We start from the raw sequence: 22,001 nt of genomic DNA on the forward strand, positions 1-22,001 counted from the left end.
TATGAACTCATTGAGAATGAGAACCATTATTATAATATTAAGTTTGGTATTAATACACGTAACAGGCTGTTCAGCTAATAAAGTATCTACACCTGTCAATAAAGATAATATAGAAGCAGGGACAGAAGACAAAGGTGTTACTAGAGTTACTATAATTTCTCCACCTATATTTTCAATTTATCTTAGTGCATCGCCAAAAGATAGTAAAGTAGTAGGCATTAATTCAAGAGCATTCAGTACAGCTAATGAAAAAGTTTTAAATGAATTATATCCAGATTTTAAAAATATTAACACTTCTTTTATAAATAATGAATTTGTTGTTAATACAGAAGAACTATTAAAATTGTCACCTGATATCATTTTCTATTATGGTGATAACCAAAAGAATGAGTTAGACAAATTAGATGTAGAATCTGTTGATATGATGTTTAGCAAAAATAGAGACCCGGAAGTTATGACAATTGAATGGGAAAAACATTTAGAAAAGGCTTTCAATGTTACTAGTGAAAACACTATAGAAAAAGAGTGGAAAACATCCAATAATAAAGTCAATGAACTATTGAAAGATAACTCTACTAAGAAAAAAGGACTCTATATTTTTAGTTATATCAATGGAAAAATAACCGTAAGTGGGAATAACTCATACGGAGATAATTTCTTCAATAAAGCAGGAATAGTAAATGTAGCTAAGGATATAGAAGGATGTAAAGAAGTAAGTATGGAACAAATCTATGAATGGAATCCTGACATTGTTTTTATATTTTTAGGTATGCCTGCAGCATCTATTATCAATAATCAAGCAGCAAATCAAGATTGGTCATTGATTCAGGCACATAAAAACAAAGCTATTTTTGACATTCCACAAGCAGCGTATTCATGGGGAGCACCAAGTGCAGATTCTCCAATAATGCCTTTATGGCTTATTTCAAAAGCTTATCCTGATTCATTAAGTAAAGAGGATTTTATTACTTACTTAAAAGGATATTACAATAGAATATATGATATAGAATTAAAGGATGAATTAGTTGAAGATATATTGAAACCTAAAAAAGTAAAAGGAAAATAACACAATGATAATAAAAGAAAAAAGCAATACGGCATCTTTTAAGAATGTAGTTTTTATAGTAGTAATATTATTGATAATAGTGAGTGTTATATCTTTATTGATAGGTCGTTATGATGTATCTGCGATTGATATTTTTAAGATATTCAGTGCCAAAATTAATAACAGCAGTTTACCTGATGAATTACAAATTTCATCTTACATAATATGGGATATAAGAATACCGCGTATTATTCTAGCTGGAATAGTAGGTGCTTGTATTGCTATAGCAGGAACTTGTATGCAAGGATTATTACAAAACCCATTAGTTAGTCCTGACGTACTTGGTGTTTCATCCGGTGCTGGATTTGGTGCAGCACTTGGTATTATATTAACAGCAAACAATTTGATTACCATACAATTATTGTCTTTTCTATTTGGAATTGCCAGTATGTGTTTAGTATTTTTATTTTCCAAAAGCAGAAAAGATCATTCGATTCTATCAATTATATTAAGTGGAATCATAGTTTCTTCTGTATTTACATCGTTAATATCTATAACAAAATATGTTGCAGATACAGAGGAAAAATTGCCAGCTATTACTTTTTGGCTTATGGGTAGCTTTTCTAATGCTTCTTATGACCAAATTAAGATTATAATAATACCTGTTTTGATTGGGCTAATTGGTTTAACAATGCTTAGATGGAAGATTAACATATTATCTTTAGGTGATGATGAAGCATTTACTATGGGGATTAATCCTAAGAGACTGAGATGGATCATTATCATATTATGTACTGTAATGGTTTCTTCTACAGTGACAGTAGCAGGTATTATTGGATGGATAGGTTTAGTAATTCCTCATATATGTAGAAAGATAATTGGCTATAATCATGGTTATCTAATACCATTATCAGGTTTTGCTGGAGCAGTTTTTCTAATAATTGTTGATTGTTTAGCAAGGAATATTAGTTCCTCCGAGATTCCTATAGGTATATTGACCGCTTTAATAGGTGCTCCAATTTTTGCTTTTTTATTTATGTATAAGAGAGGTGAAATATAATGCTCTTAAAATTAAAGAATTGCTATTATTCTTATAAACCAAATGAACCAATACTTAAAAATATCAGTTTTTCCATTAAAGAAGGAGAGATTCTTGCAATCATGGGATGTAATGGAATAGGTAAGACTACTTTATTGAAATGTATTGCTGGAATTTTAAAATGGGATAAAGGAACTTGTATCTTCAATGGACAAAATACAATTAATGCTAATCGCATTAAAGACATTGGTTATGTACCTCAAGCAAGGAAGTTACCTTTTTCATATTTAGTAAAGGATCTAGTTGTATTTGGAAGAAATGGAACCCATAATTATTTTCAATCGCCCAAAAAAGAGGATTATGATATAGTAGACAGCATTCTAAATGAATTAGGAATCTATCACATAAGGAATTCATATTGTAATGAATTAAGCGGTGGACAACTACAAATGGTATTCATAGCCAAAGCCTTATCATCATTTCCAAAATTATTGATATTAGATGAACCAGAATCCCATTTGGATTTTTATAATCAATTCAAGGTATTACATACAATAAGTAAATTGGCAAAAAAGAAGGAGATAAGTACTATAATTAATTCTCATTATCCTAATAATGTTATGAAAATAGCAAATAAGTGCTTAGTATTAAGCAAGGATAAATACACCTGTGGAGATATCAGTAGCATAATGACAGAAAAAACAATGAAAGAATATTTTTATGTTAATTCTAAGCTTATCGATTTGCATTATAAAGATAAAAACGTACCATCTTTTGTATTTTTAGGAACTTAATGATAGGAGAAAGTTTATATGAGTGAAAACAGAAAAGTGTTATTGGAACTTAACATGGGCAAGTTATTCGTTGAACTTGCTGTACTAGGTATTATTGGAATACTAGCCGTAGGATTATTCAACAGTTTGTAAGTGTGGTAGGAGTTGGAGCAATAATTATGGCTAATAATGTTGTATTGATTAAGCAAGCTATAAGCTTGCTTAATAGAATAGATAGATTTTTTACTACAACTATTTTGCAAGCTTTATTAATATTAATACTAAAAATTATAATTTATAGCGAAAAGTCATCTTTATTGATTACCCATTAAAACATGGATTTGCTGCTGAAGTTCAGTAATTTCCATCATATGTTCATCACGTAATTGTGTAAGTAACTGCCTAATTTCTGGCTTATTTATACGTACCAGATATTCATTATAATGCATAAAATCTGTTATCTCCATTTCAAGAACATCTTGAAGTTTATCAATATTCTTCACAATAATCATCCTTCTTTTAGTTAGTTTTTCTAAATTAACTAATTCCCAATGTGTTCATTTTTTCAGTGATTAGTTTATATCTATTTCGAGAAGATTGTTCCATGGTTTGAATCATTTGTTGAAGTTGTGGTTCAGTAATATCATTCTTTAATTCAGAATATTTTTTAGCTAGAAGTTCTTCTCGAAACAATAAGTCTTTTAATGAATTATTTAGAATTTCTTGTTCTACTAACATGTATTTTATCCTCCTTTTCAATATGATGATCAATAATTATCGGTTATTTTTTAATGAATAATATATCATACCTAACTTGGAATAACCATCGTTGAATAATAGATTTTCCCATTGGAATTAATTGTTGCAAGATAGATATTGGATAAATCATCAATACCATATTTTTGAAATTCTTTAATTAGCCAATTTTCTGTTAGATCTAAAAGCATTAAGTTTTTATATAAAACTTCACCTCTATTAATGAGTATGGTAGGTAATGTAGATGGCTGCACTGGAATCTGAAAATCTTTTGCAGTAGGTACACTATAATGAGATTTTTTTACTATACTTAGATGCCCATTTAATTCTAATGTTACTTGTTCAAGTTCATTAAGATCATAACAGTGTATTAATCTTAGTTCCGATAATAATAATTCATTGTTAAAAAAAGTACGACGCATGTTTTTTTCGATAATTATTCCTTTATCCATCAATATGATGGGTTTCCCAGATAGAATTAGGGCTAGAAATCGACTTTTTACTCTTATAAAAGAGATTATAAAGTGCCAAAAATATAATGATGCAGTAGCCAAAATAGTAGTTGAAAATTCTATTTTGCCATCTAATAAAGGGGCAACAGCTAATGCACCTAGCATCCATAGGAAAACAAAATCAAAGGATGTAAATTGGCCAGCGGCTCTCTTCATAAGAAATCTGGTCATAAAGTAAATAAATACCATCGAAACAATAGTTCTTATAATAAAACCTAAAAGACTAAGATGCTCCGTAGGTTGAAAATATTGAATTAATTGGTTCATATTACATCACACTCACATGAATATTTCCTGAAGGTTCTAATGTAGCTACCATGACATTCTTAATGTTAAATCCTTTTTTTTCAATTTCATGTATTAACCAACTTTCGTCTAAATTCATAGCTTCTATATGTTGCCTAATAATATGTCCTTCATAAATCATAAGCAAGGATACACCTGTTGGCTGAGAAGACATTTTTAATTGGCCTCGCATTATCTGTAACGCATTCCCCTTTTTTATAACACTTATTTCACCCATGGGTTCAAGAACAACTTCAGAAACATTTGATAGGCTATTCGCTTCCTTTAATCTCAATTGACCTAACAAATCATCAATGGTTATATATGCTTTTTTTAAATTCTTTCTTAAGAGAATACCATTTTCCATTAAATGTATAGGTGAATTACCTACTAATTTAGGAAACTTATAATCAATCCAAGATAGAAATAGAGTTAACCCATAAGAAATAAGAATAATGACAATAGCTACAACTAATGATGATTTTGGATTCACCATACGTGAAGTGGCAACGTGAGCCATTCCAGCATGTGTTATAAAATTAAAAGCAGACACAATACCAACTTGGCGATGACCTAATATTCTTGTCATAGTAAATATTGTCAAATATAGAAGGGTTACTCTAAAAAATACTTCAAGCGTATTTAATGTTTTTCCGCCCTCCCAGAAAGTATTCCAATCCATCAATTTACATCCCCATTTCTTTTGAATGGGTAAATAAATTACCCCAAATAGTGTTAAAAGTATTATTAACTAACTAAAAAAATATGTTCTTACAGCTAAAATTTAGAAGTTTATTTATACTTTCTTATTTTATAAAAAATAACTGTACTACAAACAGTTATTTTTTATAAAAAGAAAACTTGACTGGTTATTTAATATTATACATACCATGGCTATTCATATAGTTAAAAAGATCCTGGCCATGTTGTTGTTCATCTTTTTGGATATGTTGGATTGCTTGTCTTACTATAGGATTAGCAGCTTCAAAAACAGCTGTATCATAAGTGCCAGACACATATTTTTCAGTTGCTAATAAATCACTACAAAGAACTTCATCACCTTGGTTACTCATTGCACCTTGGAAACCTTGGTTTTGATTATCAGCTGATTGAGGCTGCTGACCTTGTTGACTATGACTCATATCAGGTTCTTGGCCTTGAAGCATTTGATTAACCATATCATAGTGATGTTGTTCCTCTGATGCAAGCCTGTTAAATAGTTCTTTTAATTCACTGTCCTGAGCATGTTCAGCAAAGCTTTTATATTTTTTGACGCAAATATCTTCTTGTTTCTTTTGATCTTCCAAAAGCATTCTTTCTTTTTGAGTTAATTGTATTCCCATATTTTCACCTCCCTATGAGTAGTTTTAGCAATAAGTTGAAAAATATGCATTATATATAATTTGTGTAAGTTTATTACAAAACAATATGAATTTTAGAAAGTGATAGAAAATAAAAAAAGGATATAAGAATATTATTAATGATTCTTGCTATAAGCATTATAATCAGTCATTTGCTTTAGAATCAAAGAGCTATTCCTTAGTGAACCAAATCTTTTTTTATTCCTCAAGGAAATCTTAATAAAGCATTAATCATATTTCTGCCATAATTGAATCTTATAATGTATCTATCACAGAAACCAAGGAGGAATTAAGATGAAAAGAAAGATAGTGATGGTATTAAGTATATTGATTGTACTCGTTTTGATAGGGTTCAGTGCGTATACATTTAATACAAAAAGTTTAGCAATGAGTACTAGAAGTTGGGATAACAATGATAGAAATGATATTTCAAGCTACGGTATGATGGGTGGTTATAATGATGACAGAAGTGATAATTATGGTTATGGCATGATGGGTGATTATAATAACAGTCGAGTGTGCGGAAATAGAAATGGTAATATACAGTCTAAGGACTATGATGTGAGTAAGCTTATGCCGATGGAAATTCTTGAAGATAATGTTAAAAAATATATATCTGACTATGATACTAACTTAAAAATTGAAGATATATTTGTTTATTCTAATACTGAGTACTATTTTTCAATAGTTGAAGAAGATACTGGGAAAGGGGCTATGGAATTATTAGTTGATCCTGTAACAGGATATGTTTTTCCTGAATATGGTCCTAACATGATGTGGAATACTAAATATGGTATGCATGGAAGTAATGGTTATGGCATGATGGGCATGATGGGAGGTTATGATTTCATCACGAATTTTGAAAATGATAAGAGAATTGATGAAAAAACAGCTTTAGAAAAAGCAACTAATTATTTAGCCAAAAATAGTGATTCTAATTTGACAGTTGAAAGTGGTGGTCATGAATTCTATGGCTATTATACATTCCATGTTATTAACGATGATGAAACTGTTGGAATGGTAAGTGTTAATTATTATACAGGTGAAGTTTGGTATCATAAATGGCATGGGAATTTAATTGAGGTTATATCAACTCATTATAAATAAATATTAATTCTTATAAGATTTTTAACTTTAACAAAATACATTTCATAATCTGCAGCAATTAATAGTTATTTTATATTATAAAAAATGAAAGGATGATTAAATATGATGTTAATAGGCTGGTTTGTAATTGGTTTAATTATCTATTACTTTTTCAAAGGAAAAGAATCAATATTTACAAATATTAGTAATGCAGAATCCAAATTAGTAGATAGATATGTAAATGGAGAGATAGACGATGAAACTTATCTAAAAATGAAAGAAACAATTAATAAATAGAGGAGGGTATTTATATGATGTTCAGTAGACGTTATTATAACGGTTATAATTGTTTTAGTAATTTTGGCAACCCTTGGGTAATGGGAATTACTCTAATTATTATACTTCTTGCAATATATTTAATTTATAAGTTATTTAGAACAAATCACAAGAAGTCCAATCAATCTTTAGAGCGACTCAACATGAAATATGTATCTGGTGAAATAAGTCAAGAAGAATATAATGAAAGAAGACGAGTTTTAGAAAAATAAAATTTATTATTAACTACAAAAATAGATCACAATGGTCTATTTTTGTAATGTTTAGTTATGTTATACTATCGGTTAAACTGACTAATCAAACTATAGAGGTGAGTTATATGGCATACAAGATTCTGATAATTGAAGATGAAAAAAAAATTAGAGATATAGTTGGAAAATACCTTATTAATGAGGACTATGAAGTTTTTTTGGCAAAGGATGGTTTTGAAGGACTTTCTATATTTCATGATTATCAACCTAACTTAATAATACTTGATGTAATGATGCCAGGTATTAGTGGTTTTGAGGTTCTAAAAGAAATTAGGCTAATATCTGAATTACCAGTAATTATGCTAACTGCTAAACAAGAGGAAGTGGATCGTCTTAAGGGTTTTAATTTAGGTGCCGATGACTATGTACCAAAACCATTTAGTCCAAGAGAGTTAGTTAAAAGAGTACAAGTTATATTAAAACGTTCATATCATAAATTAGAAGAAAAAGAGATTCTAGTAGTAGGTCCTCTACAACTAGATACAAAACAACACAAACTTGTTAAAAAGGGGAAGGAGATTGAAATTACTACAAAAGAATATTTGCTTCTTAATGTTTTCTTTAGTAATATAGGACGTTTATTAACTAGAGAGCAGCTGATTATGAAAGCATTTGGGTATGATTATGATGGCTTTGATAGAAATATTGATTCCTATATAAAAAAAATTAGACAGAAGATTGAAAATGATACACGCAACCCTCAATTTTTAAAGACTAAATACGGTGCAGGTTATGTCTTTGGAGGTGGTAAAATTGACCATTAGAAAGCAGTTCATCTGGATTATTATTTTAATGATTTTTTTTGCTATAATAATGAATTCTATAATATCAAGTAGTTATATTGATAATTACTTTAAAGGATATGTTACAGAGCAATACGATTCAAAAGTTGATAATATTAAAAATTATGCAATTAATATTCTAACTGAATCGTCTAACTCATACTCATTAAAAAAAGAACTAAATAATTATATTTCTGATCCAATTGTTCAAATCACTATCGTTAATCGTGATGGAGTCGTGGTATTAGTAACACGAGATGAAATGTTCTTTATGCATAATAATATGATGGGCAATAGTATGATGATGGGGAATAAAATTGAAACCGAAGAAGATTATTTTAATTTGAAAGCAGATAATGAAATAATTGGAATGCTTTTTATTACGAGAAGCAATTCTATACAGAATTCGGAAACTGTAAAACTATTTAAAAAATCACTAATTTTTTCGAATGCTATATCTGGTATCTTAGTACTAATTCTAGCAATATTTATTACTGCCTTCGTAAGTACTAAAATGACGAAAGATTTGAGAATGACAGCAATGTATGCAAAAAGAATAGAAGTAGATTCTGAAAATCGCATTAAGCATTCAAAAGTGCTTGAAATTAGAGATATACAAACTAGTCTAGAAAATTTATCTTCAAAACTGAAATTACAAAAGCAAGTTAGACAAGAAAAAGTGGATCAGTTATCACATGAAGTAAGAACCCCTATAACTATTCTCAAAACTCACTTTGAAGGTGCTTTAGACGGTATTGTCAAAATGAATGATGATGAACTAGAAAGCTGTTTAAATGAAATAAATAACTTATCTGGAATCTTAGCTAACATAAATGACGTTATAGAATATAGTGATGAAGATGTTCAAATTAAAAATGAAAGATTTGATTTAATTAATGAACTAAATAAAATCCTTAAAGGTTTTACATTACAATTTCAAAAAAAAGGCATTGCTTTACTGCTAAAAGGAATGGAAAATTTAGAGATAACAAATGATAAATCAATGTTATCGCAAACAATATATAATCTTTTAACTAATGCATATAAATTCACAAACCAAGGAGGACAAGTTGAAGTTTCTATTGAAATGAAATCACAAGACACAGTTATTATATCGGTGAGTGATACGGGTATTGGAATCAATTACAGAGATATTGAGAAAATCTTTGATGCATATTATAGAAGCGCTTCAACAACTTCTATTCAAGGAGAAGGTCTTGGATTATATATAGCTAAACGTAATATAAAAGCAATAGGAGGCAAGATTTATGTCAAATCTAGAGAAGAGGGTGGCACAAGTTTTATTATAGAAATACCTATATTATCCAATACAGATGAATAGGAAAAGGGTATACTAAATCTATTCTAACCTAACCCACATAAGAGACAATATAAAAGCGATTCATAATTTGGGTTTATTTGGTTTATTTATGGAAACTATTCTATAATTTAAAATAAAAGAACTAATCTAATTTTAGTATAAAAAATGTTATTTCTACTAATAATAATTTAGGTATAGGTATAAGTAAATATAATCTATTTTTGGAGGTAATTAAATGGGTATAGCAACTACAAACACAGATAAATATCAATTATGTATTGATGAATGTAACAAATGTACTCAAGCTTGTTATGAATGCTTTAAGGCATGTCTAAATGAATCTGATGTAGGTGCAAGAAAAAATTGTATTAGCATACTTGTAGAATGTGCGCAAATGTGTCAAATGTCAGCTGCACATATGTCAATGGATGCTCAATATGCAAAAGCTCACTGCAAATTATGTGCTACTATTTGCGATAAGTGTGCACAAGAATGCGAAATGTTTAAAGATGACCATTGTCAAAAATGTGCAAAAGAGTGCCGCAAATGTGCAGAAGAATGTAGAAAAATGGCTGAGTAGTTTCTTAACAATCAAAAAACATATTTGAAAACTTATTAATTAATAAGCTTGCTTAATAGGATAGAGTTTTTCTTACTTATTATGCAAGCTTTATTAATATAATAAATATCAATACTCAAGATACAGAGAAGTTTATTAAATAAAAGTGAAATAGCAAGACGCTAAAAAATATATAATATGTATGATAATATTTATGTTTTTAACTATGCGCAAAACACAACTTTAACGAAATGTTATAACAAAATCTATAGTATACGTGAAAATATTAACAATCCAATTAGTTATCAAACTATTCCCCAACGTAAATAATATATCTTTTTGTGATTGGAAAGTTGAGTTATATATTTAAGGGGCTTCGCTACATTTTTAGTGATTTGTCAAGATTTTATAAAATCTTACAGAAAAAAATAGAGCCTTATACTATCTCAAGTATAAAACTCTTCTTAAATTGCTTAACTAAATGACATTGATTACATATGGTGTTTTTTCCTCTTCCATAGTAAATCTATCTTTATATTTACGTATATTTTATTTTGTAGCTTTATAAAAAGTAACACCTTTATCATTATACAGTCCATCATCTTCTAATATGTTTTGGCGATTTTCAACTTTTTTGAAATCTAGTCTTTCAAAAATATTATTAATATCGTCTTCATCAAAATAGTGATTCCAAAAACGATATATTTTATAATTATTTTCTTCATCGATAATTATAATTTGATCTAATATTGCTTTATTTTCCTGAAAATGACTTGATTGTGATAAACATAAATATGGTTTATCCTGCCAGAATCCGCCTTGAGAAAATTCCCAATTTCTTTGAAACTTCAGATTATCAATTGTATATTTATTTAGAGTATCAAAGATAAAAATTCCACCTGGTTTTAATGCATTATAAACATTTTTAAAAAACACTTCTCTTTCTTCTATAGATAAGACTCCAAAATCACAGTAAATCATAATGATTAAATCGAATTTTTCTTTGAAATCTAAGTCTAAATAATCTTTACAAATATAATTCACATCTAAATTATCTTGCTTTGCTCTATTTTTTGCGTATTCTATTGAGTTCTCTGAAAAATCTACACCAGTAACCGTATATCCTTTTTTTGCAAGTTTTTCTGTATATAGTCCTGGACCACATCCTAAATCTAAAATCTCACCATCATTTTTACCTAGTTGTTTTAATATCCAGTATATTGTTTTATCAATACTTTCTTCTTTTCTGCTTGCAATATTAATATCTGGATTTATATGCATTTCAAGTAATTGTTTTGAAATATACTCATCTGTCCACAATATTTTAGACTTATTGAAGTTATATATGTGTAGTTGCAATAACATTAGTCTCAAAAAGGAAGGGGTTACGTATTAGATGCGTTACTTCACTTTACCGTTAAAGAGATAATTATAAAAATGAATTGGCGTCAAAAATACAAGAAAGTGAAACAGGTTTTTCCTTTTTGAAGCCAGCTGATGAATACGACTTTACACTCTATACAAATAAACTATTCTATCATAAATTATTAATATTAACCACTATTTAACCAATTTGTTTTATGTTATAATATACTAAGTTATGCTCTATTATAATATACATTAACTCCTATTAATATATATTATACTTATATTCAAAAATGTTTTATATTGCTAGATTATGATAATTAAATATATGCCAAATATATGCAGTTAATTATTATAACTAATCCAATATTAATATATTACAATTTATTAATGTGTGTTAAAACTATACTACGAATAAGAAAGGTTTATATATAATGAAATTACAACAACTACTTAGCCATACTAGAAAAGCTGTAGATACTTATAATATGATAGATGATGGAGATAAAATAGCGATAGGTGTTTCAGGAGGAAAAGATAGCTTAGCACTACTCTATGCTCTAAAAGGCTTACAGAGATTTTATCCAAAGAAATTTGAAGTTGAAGCAATTACTGTATCTCTTGGGTTTGATAATTTTGATTTAACCGGAGTCAAAAATCTATGTAAAGAATTAGATATAAATTATACAATTGTTGATACTGACATTGGTGAAATAATATTCAACGAAAGAAAGGAAAAAAATCCCTGTTCATTATGTGCTAAAATGCGTAAAGGTGCGTTAAATGAAATGGCAGATAAGTTAGGATGTAATAAAATTGCTCTAGGTCATCATAAAGAGGATATTGTTGAAACTATGATGATGTCATTGTTTTTTGAAGGTAGATTCTATACATTTTCTCCAGTAACATTCCTTGACAGGATGAAATTATACTCTATTAGACCTTTCATGTATGTTGCTGAAAAAGATTTAATAGGATTTAAAAATAAATATAATCTACCTGTTGTAAAGAGCCCTTGTCCTGCTGATGGAAATACTAAGCGTGAATATATGAAAAATCTTCTCTCCAATTTAGAAAAAGAGAACCCTGGTTTGGTACAAAGACTATATAGAGCTATTGAAAGCTCAGATATCAAAGGTTGGAAATTCTAACATTTATAATAGGGCATTAAAGAATGTAAGCAAATGAGGTGTATACTAATGATAAAAAATAATGATTACCATGAACAACAAAATATTAAAAACTCTGTTATATTAAGAGAAATTATGTACTCTCTACCCTCTTTTACATTTGAATTTTTTAGAGGCATAGAACAGACTACTTCGTCTAAAACTAGGATTGCTTACGCATATGATCTTAGACTATTTTTTGAATTTATACTTGAGTACCACAAGGATTTCAAAGATAAAGATATAGCCGCCATAGAACTAAAAGAACTCTCATATATAACACCAGATGATATCGAAATGTATCTAGAATACCTAAGTTATTATAAAAAGGAAGATAAAAAAGGTCATATTATTGAACATAAAAATACTGAAAGAGGTAAATCCAGAAAGCTTGCAAGCCTAAGATCTTTTTTTACATATTTTTATAAAAAGCAAAAAATAACTAACAACCCTGCTTTGCTGGTTGATCTACCTAAGATACATAATAAAAATATAATACGTTTAGAAATTGATGAAGTAGCTAGATTATTAGATGAAGTTGAATCTGGTGATAAGCTAACACAATCTCAAAAAAAATATCATAAACTAACAAAAGACAGAGATTTAGCATTGATGACGTTATTACTTGGAACTGGTATACGTGTTTCTGAATGCGTTGGTCTTAACATTTCTGATATTGATTTTAACGTTAATGGTATTAGGATTGTAAGAAAAGGTGGTAATGAAGTAATTATATATTTTGGAGATGAGGTTGAAAATGCATTAATGGTATATTTGGATAATAGAAAACATATTATACCTGTTTCAGGTCATGAAGAAGCACTATTTCTTTCATTACAACATAAAAGATTAAGTGTCAGATCTGTGCAAAATTTAGTAAAGAAATACTCTAAGCTTGTAACTAACTTGAAAAATATCTCCCCTCATAAGCTTAGAAGTACCTATGGAACCAATCTATATAGAGAAACTGGTGATATATACCTTGTTGCTGATGTTCTAGGTCATAAGGATGTAAATACAACAAAAAAGCATTATGCACAAATAGAAGATGCAAGACGAAGACAAGCAGCAAAAGTTATTAAATTAAGAAAAGATTAGTTCGTTTAATTAATAATAGGAATAATAATATAATCTCCATGAAGTATTATATCACTAGACAAGTTATTTATGTGTTTTAACTCTTTTATATACTCATTAGTGTTATAATACTTTTTATTCATATTTTCCCTTGAAATGGACCATAAAGTATCATTTTTCTCAATCTTGATAGACACATAAGTCTTGTTAGGTTTAATTTCTAACCCTTTAACATAATTTGATCCTAATAAAAAACCACAAACAATAAAAAGCGATACACACATACATATTACCAAGACATAAAATCTTTTGTTTCTATACATTTATCATCACCCCGAACATTTGTTTGCATTAATTATACCCGAACAAATGTTCTGTGTCAATAGAACAAGATAATATTTTTTAATTATCCGAACATTTGTTTGATATTATTAGGTTAATATGCTATAATTGTTAATAAATGTATGCAGTATTTTTAGTAATAAAGATTTTACTTGCATGTAATTACAATACATATAACTGGTAAATAATATTATAGGGGTGAATTATTATGAGTAATGACTTGAGCGAAAAGCAAATCAAGATACTTAATTTTATAAAAAGTGAAATTTTAAATAAAGGATATCCACCAGCCGTAAGAGAAATATGTGATGCTGTAGGCTTGAAATCAACGTCAACAGTACATGGTCATCTTGAGAGATTAGAGAAAAAAGGAATCATTAGGCGAGATCCAACCAAACCTAGAGCAATAGAAATTATTGATGAATCCTTTTCACCTACAAGAAGAGAATTGGTAAGTGTACCTATCGTTGGTAGAGTTGCAGCTGGAGAACCATTATTAGCAGTAGAAAATATAGAAGAATATTTTCCTATACCTGCTGAGTTTATACCTAATAAACAAACTTTTATGCTAAATGTTAATGGCAGCAGTATGATTGAAGCAGGAATTTATGATGGGGATTTAATTTTGGTACAACAACAAAATCAAGCTATAGATAGAGATATTGTCGTTGCTCTAATTGAGGATTCTGTGACTGTCAAAAGATTTTTTAGAGAATCTGGCCACATTAGATTGCAGCCTGAAAACAGTGCAATGAATCCAATAATTGTTGATAATGTTACAATTCTTGGTAAAGTAATAGGTCTTTTTCGAAGATTCTAAGAAAAAGTAGTTGCAAACTATCACTAGAAGGCCACTTTACAATTTATGTAAAGTGGCCTAATAAATGTTTTTAAAATACTAAAATTTTAGTTTTGGTTATACCTAATGCATAATATAAAAAAAATATATATTTTATATTACTTCTTTAATTTATAATTTTATAGTTTTCATTAATCAGTGCTTCTATAGCATTATCTATATTATTATCTTTAATAAGAATATAGTCTGTATCATAGGTAGAAAGAGCAAATATACTTATTTCTTTTTGAGCTAATACTGTACTAATTGTAGCAAGGATTCCAATTAGAGAAAAATCTAACGTACCTTCAATTTTTAACATTCTCCAATCTTTTTCGCACTTTATATTCTTGGGAATACTATTTTGAGAACATACAATTGATAATTCATCTAATGTTTTTGTTATAGAAAAAAAGTCACTCTTTTTTGCCCAGTTAGGAATTTCATCAGTTTTATCTAATCTACAAACTCCATACTTTTCTTTTAATAATTTCATTGTTAATATTTTTTGTGACATCTTCCCCCTCATCCTTTCTCAATTAACATTGCATAATCTAAAAAATATGTAAAAAATAAAAAAAACTGTGGGTCTTTTTTATTTTTTTATCATCCTATTGAACTAATAAAGTTATTCTTCGATTAAACTCTTAACATCTATTTTTTTTCCATCACTCCATATTCTTTCAAGATCATAGAATAATCTATCTTCTTTACTAAAGATATGGATAATAATATTACCATAATCTAATAATATCCAACTAGCTGAGTTATAACCTTCTACTTGTTTAGGTTCATAACCATTCTTAGATAAAACTTCATCTGTTCTATCAATAAGAGCTTTTATATGACTCTTATTATTACCATGAGCTATTATAAAATAATCTGCTATGACTGTTAAGTCTCTTATATCAAGCACTTGTATATCCTCTGCAAGTTTGTCATCTAAAGCCTTCAATGCAGTTTTTAATAAATCCATTGAATTGTCTGTATTCTTTTCCATATTTATCTCTCCTGTAGTATTCAAAATATTTTTATAGTACTCATAAGCTTCCATAGTAGTAGGTACTATATACTTTTTACTTGTTTTTAAATAATTGATTGTATCAGATAAAATCATAAATAATGCTTTATCCAGATTTTTCATAACTACTCTTCTTATTTCATCTAGATTAGGTGCTTTTGTTCTTCCAGGTTCTATGTAATCAGATACATAAATAATCTTTTCAAGATTGGACATATTGGATTTACCAGTAGTATGATAGGTAATTGCATTAAGAATGCCTTCATCATGAATTTCATATTCATATTTAGCCATTATAGAACCTATTTCAGCATGAATTAAGTCAAGATTCTTTTTCTGTTCTTCTGTTACTTCAATATTATATTTATCACATAACTCCAATTTCTTATCGTCAGATAAGTTTTTTGCACAATCATGTAACAAAGCCGCTATTTTAGCTTTTTCAATATCTACATTATACAGCTTAGCTAAAGAAACTGCTGTTTTTTCTACTCCCAATGTATGTTCATATCTATTTTCACTAAGCTGTTTTTGCAGGTGATTTCTAATTCCAGTAATATTATATTTATTTTGCATGTATTTATCCCTTCTTTACAATAAAAATGTTACAAGCAAACTATATATAGAGTTCATTATCATCAATATATTTTTCAACATCTTCAGGTAATAAATATTTAATTGATAGTTTATTTTTTACCCTTCTTCTTATCTCTGATGAAGAAATCTCAATATCTGGAATACGAATCAGATAAATTTTAGCATCATATTTGCTTTTTAACCTATGAATTTCCTGTTGTAGTTGTTCATCAGTATAAGTCGAACCTCTATTAGCAACAACAAAATTACAGGTCTCGAATAATCTTTTATAGTCCTTCCATTTTACTAGATCAAATAAAGAATCCCCACCTATTATAAAATAATAGGTGTTATGGGGGCATTTTTCATTTAATTCCTCAATAGTATCAACGGTATAAGTATTACCTTCTCTATCAATTTCTATAGTTGATACTTCAAATTTTTTATTAGTAATTATACCAAGCTTAGTCATATTTAACCTATGCTTTTTATCAGATGTTCCTTTGTTTGATTTTAGATAAGATATACCTGAAGGTATAAACATTATTTTTTTTAAACCCATTTCATCTAATACGTACTGAGCCAATATCAAATGACCGTAGTGTATGGGATCGAATGTTCCTCCCATAATACCGATTGATTCATTATTCATAAATAAACCCTTCTATCAGATTAGCTGTATTTAATAAAACACTAGGTAATCTTTTATATTATTATATATAGTCTTTTGTTTATGTTCAGTGAATATCTCTGAAACTTCATCCAAAGAACAGAATGGTTGATCTTCTCTAAAGCTTATTATATCATCAATAATTTCTTTTGGTATTCTAACATATTGATATTTACTATCTTTCCATACTCTTCCATAGATATTTTCTAATTCATATCTTGATGCAGTATTTAGATTAGTAAATAGGGAAAAGTCAGAAACGTAATCAGCATAATCAAAATTGATATTTTTACTGAATGTATATCTAATCCTATTTTTAAGATATTTTTCAGCTTCTTTTTCGTTCATATTAAATAATTCAACTGCATTATATCTATCAGTGATGTTAATATTAATATACTCAGGAATTTCAGAATCCACAGCATATATATAAAGTTTTAACTTATCATAATAAGCTGAAGTCATAATACTTTTAACTTCACTTTTGGCTGTATATGGTCTATTATCAACTATACTCTTGACAATATTGTCTCTTGTTTCTTCCTTTATATCAATAAAACCAAATAAAGATTCCAATTCATATTCTTTAGCAGTATTAATATTGGTAAGCAAGGAAAAATTGTCGCTATAGCGATTGATCTCGTATCTGCTTATATAACCTTTTTTCTCTAATTCACCTAAAGATTTAATAATATATTTTTGATTATTTCTTTCTTTTACTATTTGGTCAGCTCTATTTACTGAGAAAAAGCAAGTTCTTCTAATCTGCTTGATGGAAGCAGTATTAAGATTAACTACTTTAATTTCTTTTTCCACATAGTCATTAACTGGTTTCAAAGCTATGAATTCTTCTATCTTTGAATAGTTATGATACATACCAGGTATTCTTCTAACTTCATATAGGCTATTAATTAGGTTATACAATCTATATTCTACAATATTCTTTGCCATCTTATCGCCTAATTCAGTATCATTAAACAATGATTTTAACTCTTCAAATGATGCTGTACTGATATTACTGATAACAGACATCTTGTTTCTATTTTTATCAAACCATTCTTTTGTAAAGGCTGTGTTGCAAAACTTAATCTCCTCAACAGAATTGAATGGATTATATTTTCTATAATTAACAATAGAATATGCCATTGAACTAGTAGTATCCTCCAATACATCTACTAAATCTGTATAAGTAGCAGTATTGATGTTAACTCCTATAGTAGCGTTTTTGTTATTATAATTTTCCCAAATACCTTTTTTCTCTTCTTTTGCTTTTAGCATGGCTTTATCTAAATCACTATACTGCTCAGCTTGATTATATGAATCATTCAAATTAGCTAATCCCAGTTCCAATAATTCTTCACTTAGAGATTTACTTGATAGCAAATAAACATATTTATAACTCCAACCCTCTAACTTGTCAAATGTTGAATCCTTAGAATCTGGCAACAGCATAACTCGTTTACCTAATAAACGGTTATAAGTATATTCCATAGCTTCAGTAGAAGAATCAGTATCAATACCTATCATTTTAATAAGTTTAACAGTTTTGTTAGAATTACTATCTTCTTCAATTACTTTGATGGCCTCACCACTAATTACTTCCACAACTTTTGCAAGAGTTATGTCCATATCATTGAAGGTTATCGGTCTTGCTAAACTAGAAAAATTACTTAAATTAATTATTATTAACAACATCATTGTTATCGAAATAAATCTTAAATATTTTTTCATGTAAACCCCTCGTTTCTTTTAATCATTAGTATAAAATCAGCTGTACCATAATTGTTATGGCAATATAATCTTAGCGTTTTCCTTAGATTCTCTATATAGTATAATCTTTCTTCCAATCTGCTGTACTACACTTGATCTGGTTCTTTCTGCTAAAACATAACATATATCCTTTGGTGTGTATAAACAATTCTTCAGTACATTAATTTTAATTAACTCTCTAGCTTCTAATGCATCAGATATGGCTTCTGTTATTTCAGGAGTTACCCCTGACTTACCTACCTGGAATATTGGTTCTATATCATTGGCCAATCGTCTTAGATAGGCTCTTTGTTTACTTGTTATTCTTTCCATCATATTCTCCTTTTGTAATTTCTCTTCTACTTATAAAAATCGAATTCAAGGTAATACATCTTAACAGTATCCCCTTCTTCTATACCAAGGCGTTCTAATTCCTCGATTATACCATTTTCTCTTAAGAACTTTTGGAAGAAAGCAAACCCTTTTTCAGTTTCAAGATTAGTGTATCCTAGCATTTTTTCTATTTTAGGTCCTTCTACTAGGAAAGTATTATCTTCTAATACCTCTACAGTAAATGCATCTTCCTTAATTTCTTCACTATCAATGAAATACTCTTGTTCATAGACCAATGTTTCATCATCTAAACCTTTTAATAGATCATGAATATGGTATAATAACTCTTTCACTCCCTGACCTGTAACTGCAGAAATAGGGTAGACTTTAATTCCTTTATCTTCAAATTCATCTTTTAATTCCAATAAATATTTATCATCTTGCATTACATCAATTTTGTTGGCAGCTATTACCATTGGTCTTTTAACTAACTCTGGATTGAATGTTTCTAGTTCATAATTTATCTTATTAATATCTTCTACAGGATTTCTTCCTTCTGTTGAAGCTACATCCACTATATGAACAATGATTTTGGTACGTTCAATATGTTTTAAAAATTCATGACCTAGTCCAACACCTTCTGAAGCACCTTCAATAAGACCTGGAATATCTGCTATAACAAAACCTTTTCCATCACTTATATCGACAACTCCTAGATTTGGGTTTAGTGTTGTAAAATGATAATTAGCAATTTTAGGCCTAGCATTAGTTACTCTTGATAGAAAAGTTGATTTACCAACATTAGGAAAACCTACAAGACCAACATCAGCAATTGTTTTTAATTCTAAAACAACCCAAAGGTCCCTGCCTGATTTACCAGGTTGGGCATACTTAGGTATCTGCATGGTTGGAGTGGCATAATGCTGATTTCCTTTACCGCCACGACCACCTTTCAACAAAATTTCTTCCATACCAGGATGAGCCATATCAATAATTACTTTTCCTGTTTCAGCTTCTCTTATAATAGTACCAAGTGGTACATTTATTATTAGATCATCAGAATTCTTGCCGTGCATTCTATTACCTTTGCCAGGTTCTCCGTTACGGGCTTTGAAATGTTTTTTATGTCTAAAATCATATAGTGTATTTAGATCATTATCCACTTGAAAGATAATGTCTCCACCCTTACCACCGTCTCCTCCATCAGGTCCACCGTTAGGTACATATTTTTCTCTTCTGAAACTTACACAGCCGTTACCGCCATCACCTGATTTTATATATATCTTAGCTTGATCTACAAATATCATTTGCATCTATCCTTTCCCATTAGGAAAATTAATTGAGTCTTAATTATTAATCTTATTTTAGTTTAATACTTATTAATCTATGTGTATTATATTATAAAATTACTATAATTTAAAGTGATATTTAACTTTGTAGACTAAATTACCTTTAATTATAGTATTTATTAATTATACTGTCTATATACCTATTCTAAAAAACTTGTTATTATATATTTAATTCAAACATCTATTAAGCATTCTCAATAAGTTCAATATATTTTCCTTATAAAACCATAAAAAAAAGTTTCAAATGAAACCATTTGAAACTTTTCAGTAAACTTATTGAGCTTTTGGATATACAGAAACTTGCTTCTTGTCTCTGCCTTTTCTTTCAAACTTAACTACTCCATCAACTAATGCAAATAAAGTGTCATCGCCACCTCTACCTACATTTTCACCTGGATGAATTTTAGTTCCACGTTGTCTATATAAAATGTTTCCAGCTTTTACAGTTTGTCCATCAGCTTTTTTAGCGCCTAATCTCTTTGACTCAGAGTCTCTACCGTTCTTAGTAGAACCAACTCCTTTTTTATGAGCAAAGAATTGAAGGTTCATTCTTAACATGCTTACACCTCCTTGATATCAAGAGTTATATAATCACTACCGTATTCTTCTATCATTGATTCTATACCTAATATCATTGATTTCAGCAATAAATGAGATTCATCACTGACTTTATCCAATATTTTAAATGATATATATCCTATCTGTTCATCTGTAGAACAATCATATAAATCATCTGTAAAATTCTCAATTGAGTTAATAGCATTTATAGTCAATACTGACAGTGCAGCACATACTATATCTTTACCATATTCAGAATAACCTGCGTGACCACTTAATTCAAAACCGTTTATTATCTCGTTACTCGTAAATACATTAACAGTAATCATAATAATAATTACCCGTTAATCTTTTCGATTTTAACTTCAGTAAATGGTTGTCTATGACCTTGTTTTTTATGATAACCTTTTTTAGCTTTGTACTTGTAAACTATAACTTTTTTGTTTTTGCCTTCTGCTTCAACAGTTGCAGTTACAGTAGCATTGCTAACAGTTGGATTACCAACAGTTAAACCATTGTCATTAGATATCATTAAAACTTTGTCAAATGTTACAGTTTCGCCAGCAGCTACTCCTAATTTTTCGATTCTAATTGAATCACCTTCAGCAACTTTATATTGCTTTCCACCAGTTTCAATAATTGCGTACATTTTGGCACCTCCTTTTATCAAGACTCGCCGAATTCGGTGTTTCCTAAGAAATCTTATAACCTCTTCGTGCGGCTATACCACTCAAAAACTTTACCATAATTCACTACAAATGTCAAGGATTTTTACGGTTTTAAGCTTAAAACTGGAAAATTATATTATTTTAGGTCATAAATACATTTTTATGGTAAAATAAATTTTG

28 protein-coding genes and 1 other annotated feature are annotated in these 22,001 nt (G+C 28.7%); of the genes, 12 read left to right on the forward strand and 16 right to left on the reverse strand.

What is annotated here, in order from left to right; translation table 11 throughout:
• Position 1 precedes the first annotated feature (1 nt).
• Genes AACQ14_RS20585 through AACQ14_RS20595 form a run of 3 tightly spaced genes read left to right on the forward strand, consistent with a single transcriptional unit; the run spans position 2 to position 2,878 of the window.
• Positions 2 to 1,066: an ABC transporter substrate-binding protein gene (locus tag AACQ14_RS20585; protein ID WP_339365461.1), complete on the forward strand. Its 1,065-nt coding sequence runs from the start codon at positions 2 to 4 to the stop codon at positions 1,064 to 1,066.
• A 4-nt stretch (positions 1,067 to 1,070) separates the two neighbouring features.
• Entirely contained in the window at positions 1,071 to 2,105 is a 1,035-nt protein-coding gene (locus AACQ14_RS20590; protein WP_339365462.1) for a FecCD family ABC transporter permease, read from the forward strand.
• Positions 2,105 to 2,878, forward strand: coding sequence for an ABC transporter ATP-binding protein (locus tag AACQ14_RS20595; RefSeq protein WP_339365463.1), 774 nt, complete (start codon positions 2,105 to 2,107; stop codon positions 2,876 to 2,878). Before AACQ14_RS20590 ends, AACQ14_RS20595 begins: the two co-directional genes overlap by 1 nt.
• Before the next feature lie 293 nt (positions 2,879 to 3,171).
• On the opposite strand, the gene AACQ14_RS20600 is transcribed toward AACQ14_RS20595, so the two are convergent.
• From AACQ14_RS20600 to AACQ14_RS20620, 5 genes are all read right to left on the reverse strand, one after another.
• On the reverse strand, positions 3,172 to 3,360 hold the full coding sequence (locus tag AACQ14_RS20600; RefSeq protein WP_339365464.1) for a hypothetical protein: 189 nt from the start codon (positions 3,358 to 3,360) through the stop codon (positions 3,172 to 3,174).
• A gap of 34 nt (positions 3,361 to 3,394) precedes the next feature.
• Complete coding sequence (locus tag AACQ14_RS20605; RefSeq protein ID WP_339365465.1) at positions 3,395 to 3,595, reverse strand: hypothetical protein; 201 nt, start codon at positions 3,593 to 3,595, stop codon at positions 3,395 to 3,397.
• Positions 3,596 to 3,666: 71 nt separating this feature from the next.
• Positions 3,667 to 4,392, reverse strand: coding sequence for a DUF421 domain-containing protein (locus tag AACQ14_RS20610; RefSeq protein ID WP_339365466.1), 726 nt, complete (start codon positions 4,390 to 4,392; stop codon positions 3,667 to 3,669).
• 1 nt (position 4,393) lies between these two features.
• Positions 4,394 to 5,092, reverse strand: a complete 699-nt coding sequence (locus AACQ14_RS20615) for a DUF421 domain-containing protein (RefSeq protein WP_339365467.1) — start codon at positions 5,090 to 5,092, stop codon at positions 4,394 to 4,396.
• Positions 5,093 to 5,279: 187 nt separating this feature from the next.
• Positions 5,280 to 5,753, reverse strand: coding sequence for a spore coat protein (locus tag AACQ14_RS20620; protein ID WP_339365468.1), 474 nt, complete (start codon positions 5,751 to 5,753; stop codon positions 5,280 to 5,282).
• Between the two features lie 312 nt (positions 5,754 to 6,065).
• Between AACQ14_RS20620 and AACQ14_RS20625 the strand changes: the two genes are divergently transcribed.
• From AACQ14_RS20625 to AACQ14_RS20650, 6 genes are all read left to right on the forward strand, one after another.
• On the forward strand, positions 6,066 to 6,878 hold the full coding sequence (locus tag AACQ14_RS20625) for a hypothetical protein (protein WP_339365469.1): 813 nt from the start codon (positions 6,066 to 6,068) through the stop codon (positions 6,876 to 6,878).
• A 102-nt stretch (positions 6,879 to 6,980) separates the two neighbouring features.
• The gene (locus tag AACQ14_RS20630) at positions 6,981 to 7,154 is read left to right on the forward strand and encodes an SHOCT domain-containing protein (protein ID WP_339365470.1); all 174 of its coding nucleotides are present in this window, start codon (positions 6,981 to 6,983) and stop codon (positions 7,152 to 7,154) included.
• 14 nt (positions 7,155 to 7,168) lie between these two features.
• Positions 7,169 to 7,405 (forward strand): SHOCT domain-containing protein, encoded by a 237-nt coding sequence (locus AACQ14_RS20635; protein WP_339365471.1) that lies wholly within the window; start codon positions 7,169 to 7,171, stop codon positions 7,403 to 7,405.
• A gap of 107 nt (positions 7,406 to 7,512) precedes the next feature.
• A complete protein-coding gene (locus AACQ14_RS20640; RefSeq protein WP_339365472.1) occupies positions 7,513 to 8,208 on the forward strand; it encodes a response regulator transcription factor in 696 nt (231 codons plus the stop codon).
• Positions 8,198 to 9,568: a sensor histidine kinase gene (locus AACQ14_RS20645; RefSeq protein ID WP_339365473.1), complete on the forward strand. Its 1,371-nt coding sequence runs from the start codon at positions 8,198 to 8,200 to the stop codon at positions 9,566 to 9,568. The genes AACQ14_RS20640 and AACQ14_RS20645 overlap by 11 nt, the downstream gene beginning before the upstream one ends.
• 214 nt (positions 9,569 to 9,782) lie before the next feature.
• Positions 9,783 to 10,127: a four-helix bundle copper-binding protein gene (locus AACQ14_RS20650; protein ID WP_339365474.1), complete on the forward strand. Its 345-nt coding sequence runs from the start codon at positions 9,783 to 9,785 to the stop codon at positions 10,125 to 10,127.
• A 528-nt stretch (positions 10,128 to 10,655) separates the two neighbouring features.
• Here AACQ14_RS20650 and AACQ14_RS20655 read toward each other — a convergent pair.
• Positions 10,656 to 11,387 carry a class I SAM-dependent methyltransferase gene (locus AACQ14_RS20655; protein WP_339365475.1) on the reverse strand — a complete coding sequence of 244 codons (732 nt, stop codon included), beginning with the start codon at positions 11,385 to 11,387 and terminating at the stop codon, positions 10,656 to 10,658.
• A 518-nt stretch (positions 11,388 to 11,905) separates the two neighbouring features.
• On the opposite strand from AACQ14_RS20655, the gene AACQ14_RS20660 reads away from it, so the two are divergent.
• Complete coding sequence (locus tag AACQ14_RS20660; protein WP_339365476.1) at positions 11,906 to 12,622, forward strand: tRNA lysidine(34) synthetase; 717 nt, start codon at positions 11,906 to 11,908, stop codon at positions 12,620 to 12,622.
• 48 nt (positions 12,623 to 12,670) lie between these two features.
• On the forward strand, positions 12,671 to 13,738 hold the full coding sequence (locus AACQ14_RS20665) for a tyrosine-type recombinase/integrase (RefSeq protein ID WP_339365477.1): 1,068 nt from the start codon (positions 12,671 to 12,673) through the stop codon (positions 13,736 to 13,738).
• Between the two features lie 5 nt (positions 13,739 to 13,743).
• On the opposite strand, the gene AACQ14_RS20670 is transcribed toward AACQ14_RS20665, so the two are convergent.
• A complete protein-coding gene (locus AACQ14_RS20670; RefSeq protein ID WP_339365478.1) occupies positions 13,744 to 14,040 on the reverse strand; it encodes a LysM peptidoglycan-binding domain-containing protein in 297 nt (98 codons plus the stop codon).
• A 227-nt stretch (positions 14,041 to 14,267) separates the two neighbouring features.
• Here AACQ14_RS20670 and lexA point away from each other — a divergent pair, with 227 nt between their 5' ends.
• Complete coding sequence (gene lexA, locus AACQ14_RS20675) at positions 14,268 to 14,879, forward strand: transcriptional repressor LexA (protein WP_339365479.1); 612 nt, start codon at positions 14,268 to 14,270, stop codon at positions 14,877 to 14,879.
• A gap of 145 nt (positions 14,880 to 15,024) precedes the next feature.
• On the opposite strand, the gene AACQ14_RS20680 is transcribed toward lexA, so the two are convergent.
• The 9 genes from AACQ14_RS20680 to rplU form a co-directional block, all read right to left on the reverse strand.
• The gene (locus AACQ14_RS20680) at positions 15,025 to 15,414 is read right to left on the reverse strand and encodes an ACT domain-containing protein (protein ID WP_339365480.1); all 390 of its coding nucleotides are present in this window, start codon (positions 15,412 to 15,414) and stop codon (positions 15,025 to 15,027) included.
• Between the two features lie 111 nt (positions 15,415 to 15,525).
• Positions 15,526 to 16,494, reverse strand: coding sequence for a bis(5'-nucleosyl)-tetraphosphatase (symmetrical) YqeK (gene yqeK / locus AACQ14_RS20685; RefSeq protein WP_339365481.1), 969 nt, complete (start codon positions 16,492 to 16,494; stop codon positions 15,526 to 15,528).
• Between the two features lie 40 nt (positions 16,495 to 16,534).
• Positions 16,535 to 17,146, reverse strand: coding sequence for a nicotinate-nucleotide adenylyltransferase (nadD, locus tag AACQ14_RS20690; RefSeq protein WP_339365482.1), 612 nt, complete (start codon positions 17,144 to 17,146; stop codon positions 16,535 to 16,537).
• A 30-nt stretch (positions 17,147 to 17,176) separates the two neighbouring features.
• Positions 17,177 to 18,895, reverse strand: a complete 1,719-nt coding sequence (locus tag AACQ14_RS20695) for a helix-hairpin-helix domain-containing protein (protein ID WP_339365483.1) — start codon at positions 18,893 to 18,895, stop codon at positions 17,177 to 17,179.
• Between the two features lie 54 nt (positions 18,896 to 18,949).
• Positions 18,950 to 19,237, reverse strand: coding sequence for a ribosome assembly RNA-binding protein YhbY (yhbY, locus tag AACQ14_RS20700; protein ID WP_339365492.1), 288 nt, complete (start codon positions 19,235 to 19,237; stop codon positions 18,950 to 18,952).
• A 35-nt stretch (positions 19,238 to 19,272) separates the two neighbouring features.
• Positions 19,273 to 20,550 (reverse strand): GTPase ObgE, encoded by a 1,278-nt coding sequence (gene obgE, locus AACQ14_RS20705; RefSeq protein ID WP_339365493.1) that lies wholly within the window; start codon positions 20,548 to 20,550, stop codon positions 19,273 to 19,275.
• 318 nt (positions 20,551 to 20,868) lie between these two features.
• Positions 20,869 to 21,153, reverse strand: coding sequence for a 50S ribosomal protein L27 (gene rpmA, locus AACQ14_RS20710; protein WP_113675018.1), 285 nt, complete (start codon positions 21,151 to 21,153; stop codon positions 20,869 to 20,871).
• Between the two features lie 2 nt (positions 21,154 to 21,155).
• Positions 21,156 to 21,482 carry a ribosomal-processing cysteine protease Prp gene (locus AACQ14_RS20715; RefSeq protein ID WP_339365484.1) on the reverse strand — a complete coding sequence of 109 codons (327 nt, stop codon included), beginning with the start codon at positions 21,480 to 21,482 and terminating at the stop codon, positions 21,156 to 21,158.
• A gap of 8 nt (positions 21,483 to 21,490) precedes the next feature.
• On the reverse strand, positions 21,491 to 21,802 hold the full coding sequence (gene rplU / locus AACQ14_RS20720; RefSeq protein WP_113675016.1) for a 50S ribosomal protein L21: 312 nt from the start codon (positions 21,800 to 21,802) through the stop codon (positions 21,491 to 21,493).
• Positions 21,803 to 21,812: 10 nt separating this feature from the next.
• Positions 21,813 to 21,886 (reverse strand) — a sequence feature (ribosomal protein L21 leader region).
• Positions 21,887 to 22,001 lie beyond the last annotated feature (115 nt).

It is taken from the genome of Vallitalea maricola (assembly GCF_036985595.1).
In the GTDB taxonomy this organism is placed as follows: Bacteria; Bacillota; Clostridia; order Lachnospirales; family Vallitaleaceae; genus Vallitalea; species Vallitalea maricola.

What these genes read in the sequence shown, in the direction of transcription:
- AACQ14_RS20585 (WP_339365461.1), top strand. Translation starts at nt 2, where the DNA reads ATGAACTCATTGAGAATGAGAACCATTATTATAATATTAAGTTTGGTA.
- AACQ14_RS20590 (WP_339365462.1), top strand. Translation starts at nt 1,071, where the DNA reads ATGATAATAAAAGAAAAAAGCAATACGGCATCTTTTAAGAATGTAGTT.
- AACQ14_RS20595 (WP_339365463.1), top strand. Translation starts at nt 2,105, where the DNA reads ATGCTCTTAAAATTAAAGAATTGCTATTATTCTTATAAACCAAATGAA.
- AACQ14_RS20605 (WP_339365465.1), bottom strand. Translation starts at nt 3,595, where the DNA reads ATGTTAGTAGAACAAGAAATTCTAAATAATTCATTAAAAGACTTATTG.
- AACQ14_RS20610 (WP_339365466.1), bottom strand. Translation starts at nt 4,392, where the DNA reads ATGAACCAATTAATTCAATATTTTCAACCTACGGAGCATCTTAGTCTT.
- AACQ14_RS20615 (WP_339365467.1), bottom strand. Translation starts at nt 5,092, where the DNA reads ATGGATTGGAATACTTTCTGGGAGGGCGGAAAAACATTAAATACGCTT.
- AACQ14_RS20620 (WP_339365468.1), bottom strand. Translation starts at nt 5,753, where the DNA reads ATGGGAATACAATTAACTCAAAAAGAAAGAATGCTTTTGGAAGATCAA.
- AACQ14_RS20625 (WP_339365469.1), top strand. Translation starts at nt 6,066, where the DNA reads ATGAAAAGAAAGATAGTGATGGTATTAAGTATATTGATTGTACTCGTT.
- AACQ14_RS20630 (WP_339365470.1), top strand. Translation starts at nt 6,981, where the DNA reads ATGATGTTAATAGGCTGGTTTGTAATTGGTTTAATTATCTATTACTTT.
- AACQ14_RS20635 (WP_339365471.1), top strand. Translation starts at nt 7,169, where the DNA reads ATGATGTTCAGTAGACGTTATTATAACGGTTATAATTGTTTTAGTAAT.
- AACQ14_RS20640 (WP_339365472.1), top strand. Translation starts at nt 7,513, where the DNA reads ATGGCATACAAGATTCTGATAATTGAAGATGAAAAAAAAATTAGAGAT.
- AACQ14_RS20650 (WP_339365474.1), top strand. Translation starts at nt 9,783, where the DNA reads ATGGGTATAGCAACTACAAACACAGATAAATATCAATTATGTATTGAT.
- AACQ14_RS20655 (WP_339365475.1), bottom strand. Translation starts at nt 11,387, where the DNA reads ATGCATATAAATCCAGATATTAATATTGCAAGCAGAAAAGAAGAAAGT.
- AACQ14_RS20660 (WP_339365476.1), top strand. Translation starts at nt 11,906, where the DNA reads ATGAAATTACAACAACTACTTAGCCATACTAGAAAAGCTGTAGATACT.
- AACQ14_RS20665 (WP_339365477.1), top strand. Translation starts at nt 12,671, where the DNA reads ATGATAAAAAATAATGATTACCATGAACAACAAAATATTAAAAACTCT.
- AACQ14_RS20670 (WP_339365478.1), bottom strand. Translation starts at nt 14,040, where the DNA reads ATGTATAGAAACAAAAGATTTTATGTCTTGGTAATATGTATGTGTGTA.
- lexA (WP_339365479.1), top strand. Translation starts at nt 14,268, where the DNA reads ATGAGTAATGACTTGAGCGAAAAGCAAATCAAGATACTTAATTTTATA.
- AACQ14_RS20680 (WP_339365480.1), bottom strand. Translation starts at nt 15,414, where the DNA reads ATGTCACAAAAAATATTAACAATGAAATTATTAAAAGAAAAGTATGGA.
- yqeK (WP_339365481.1), bottom strand. Translation starts at nt 16,494, where the DNA reads ATGCAAAATAAATATAATATTACTGGAATTAGAAATCACCTGCAAAAA.
- nadD (WP_339365482.1), bottom strand. Translation starts at nt 17,146, where the DNA reads ATGAATAATGAATCAATCGGTATTATGGGAGGAACATTCGATCCCATA.
- AACQ14_RS20695 (WP_339365483.1), bottom strand. Translation starts at nt 18,895, where the DNA reads ATGAAAAAATATTTAAGATTTATTTCGATAACAATGATGTTGTTAATA.
- rpmA (WP_113675018.1), bottom strand. Translation starts at nt 21,153, where the DNA reads ATGTTAAGAATGAACCTTCAATTCTTTGCTCATAAAAAAGGAGTTGGT.
- AACQ14_RS20715 (WP_339365484.1), bottom strand. Translation starts at nt 21,482, where the DNA reads ATGATTACTGTTAATGTATTTACGAGTAACGAGATAATAAACGGTTTT.
- rplU (WP_113675016.1), bottom strand. Translation starts at nt 21,802, where the DNA reads ATGTACGCAATTATTGAAACTGGTGGAAAGCAATATAAAGTTGCTGAA.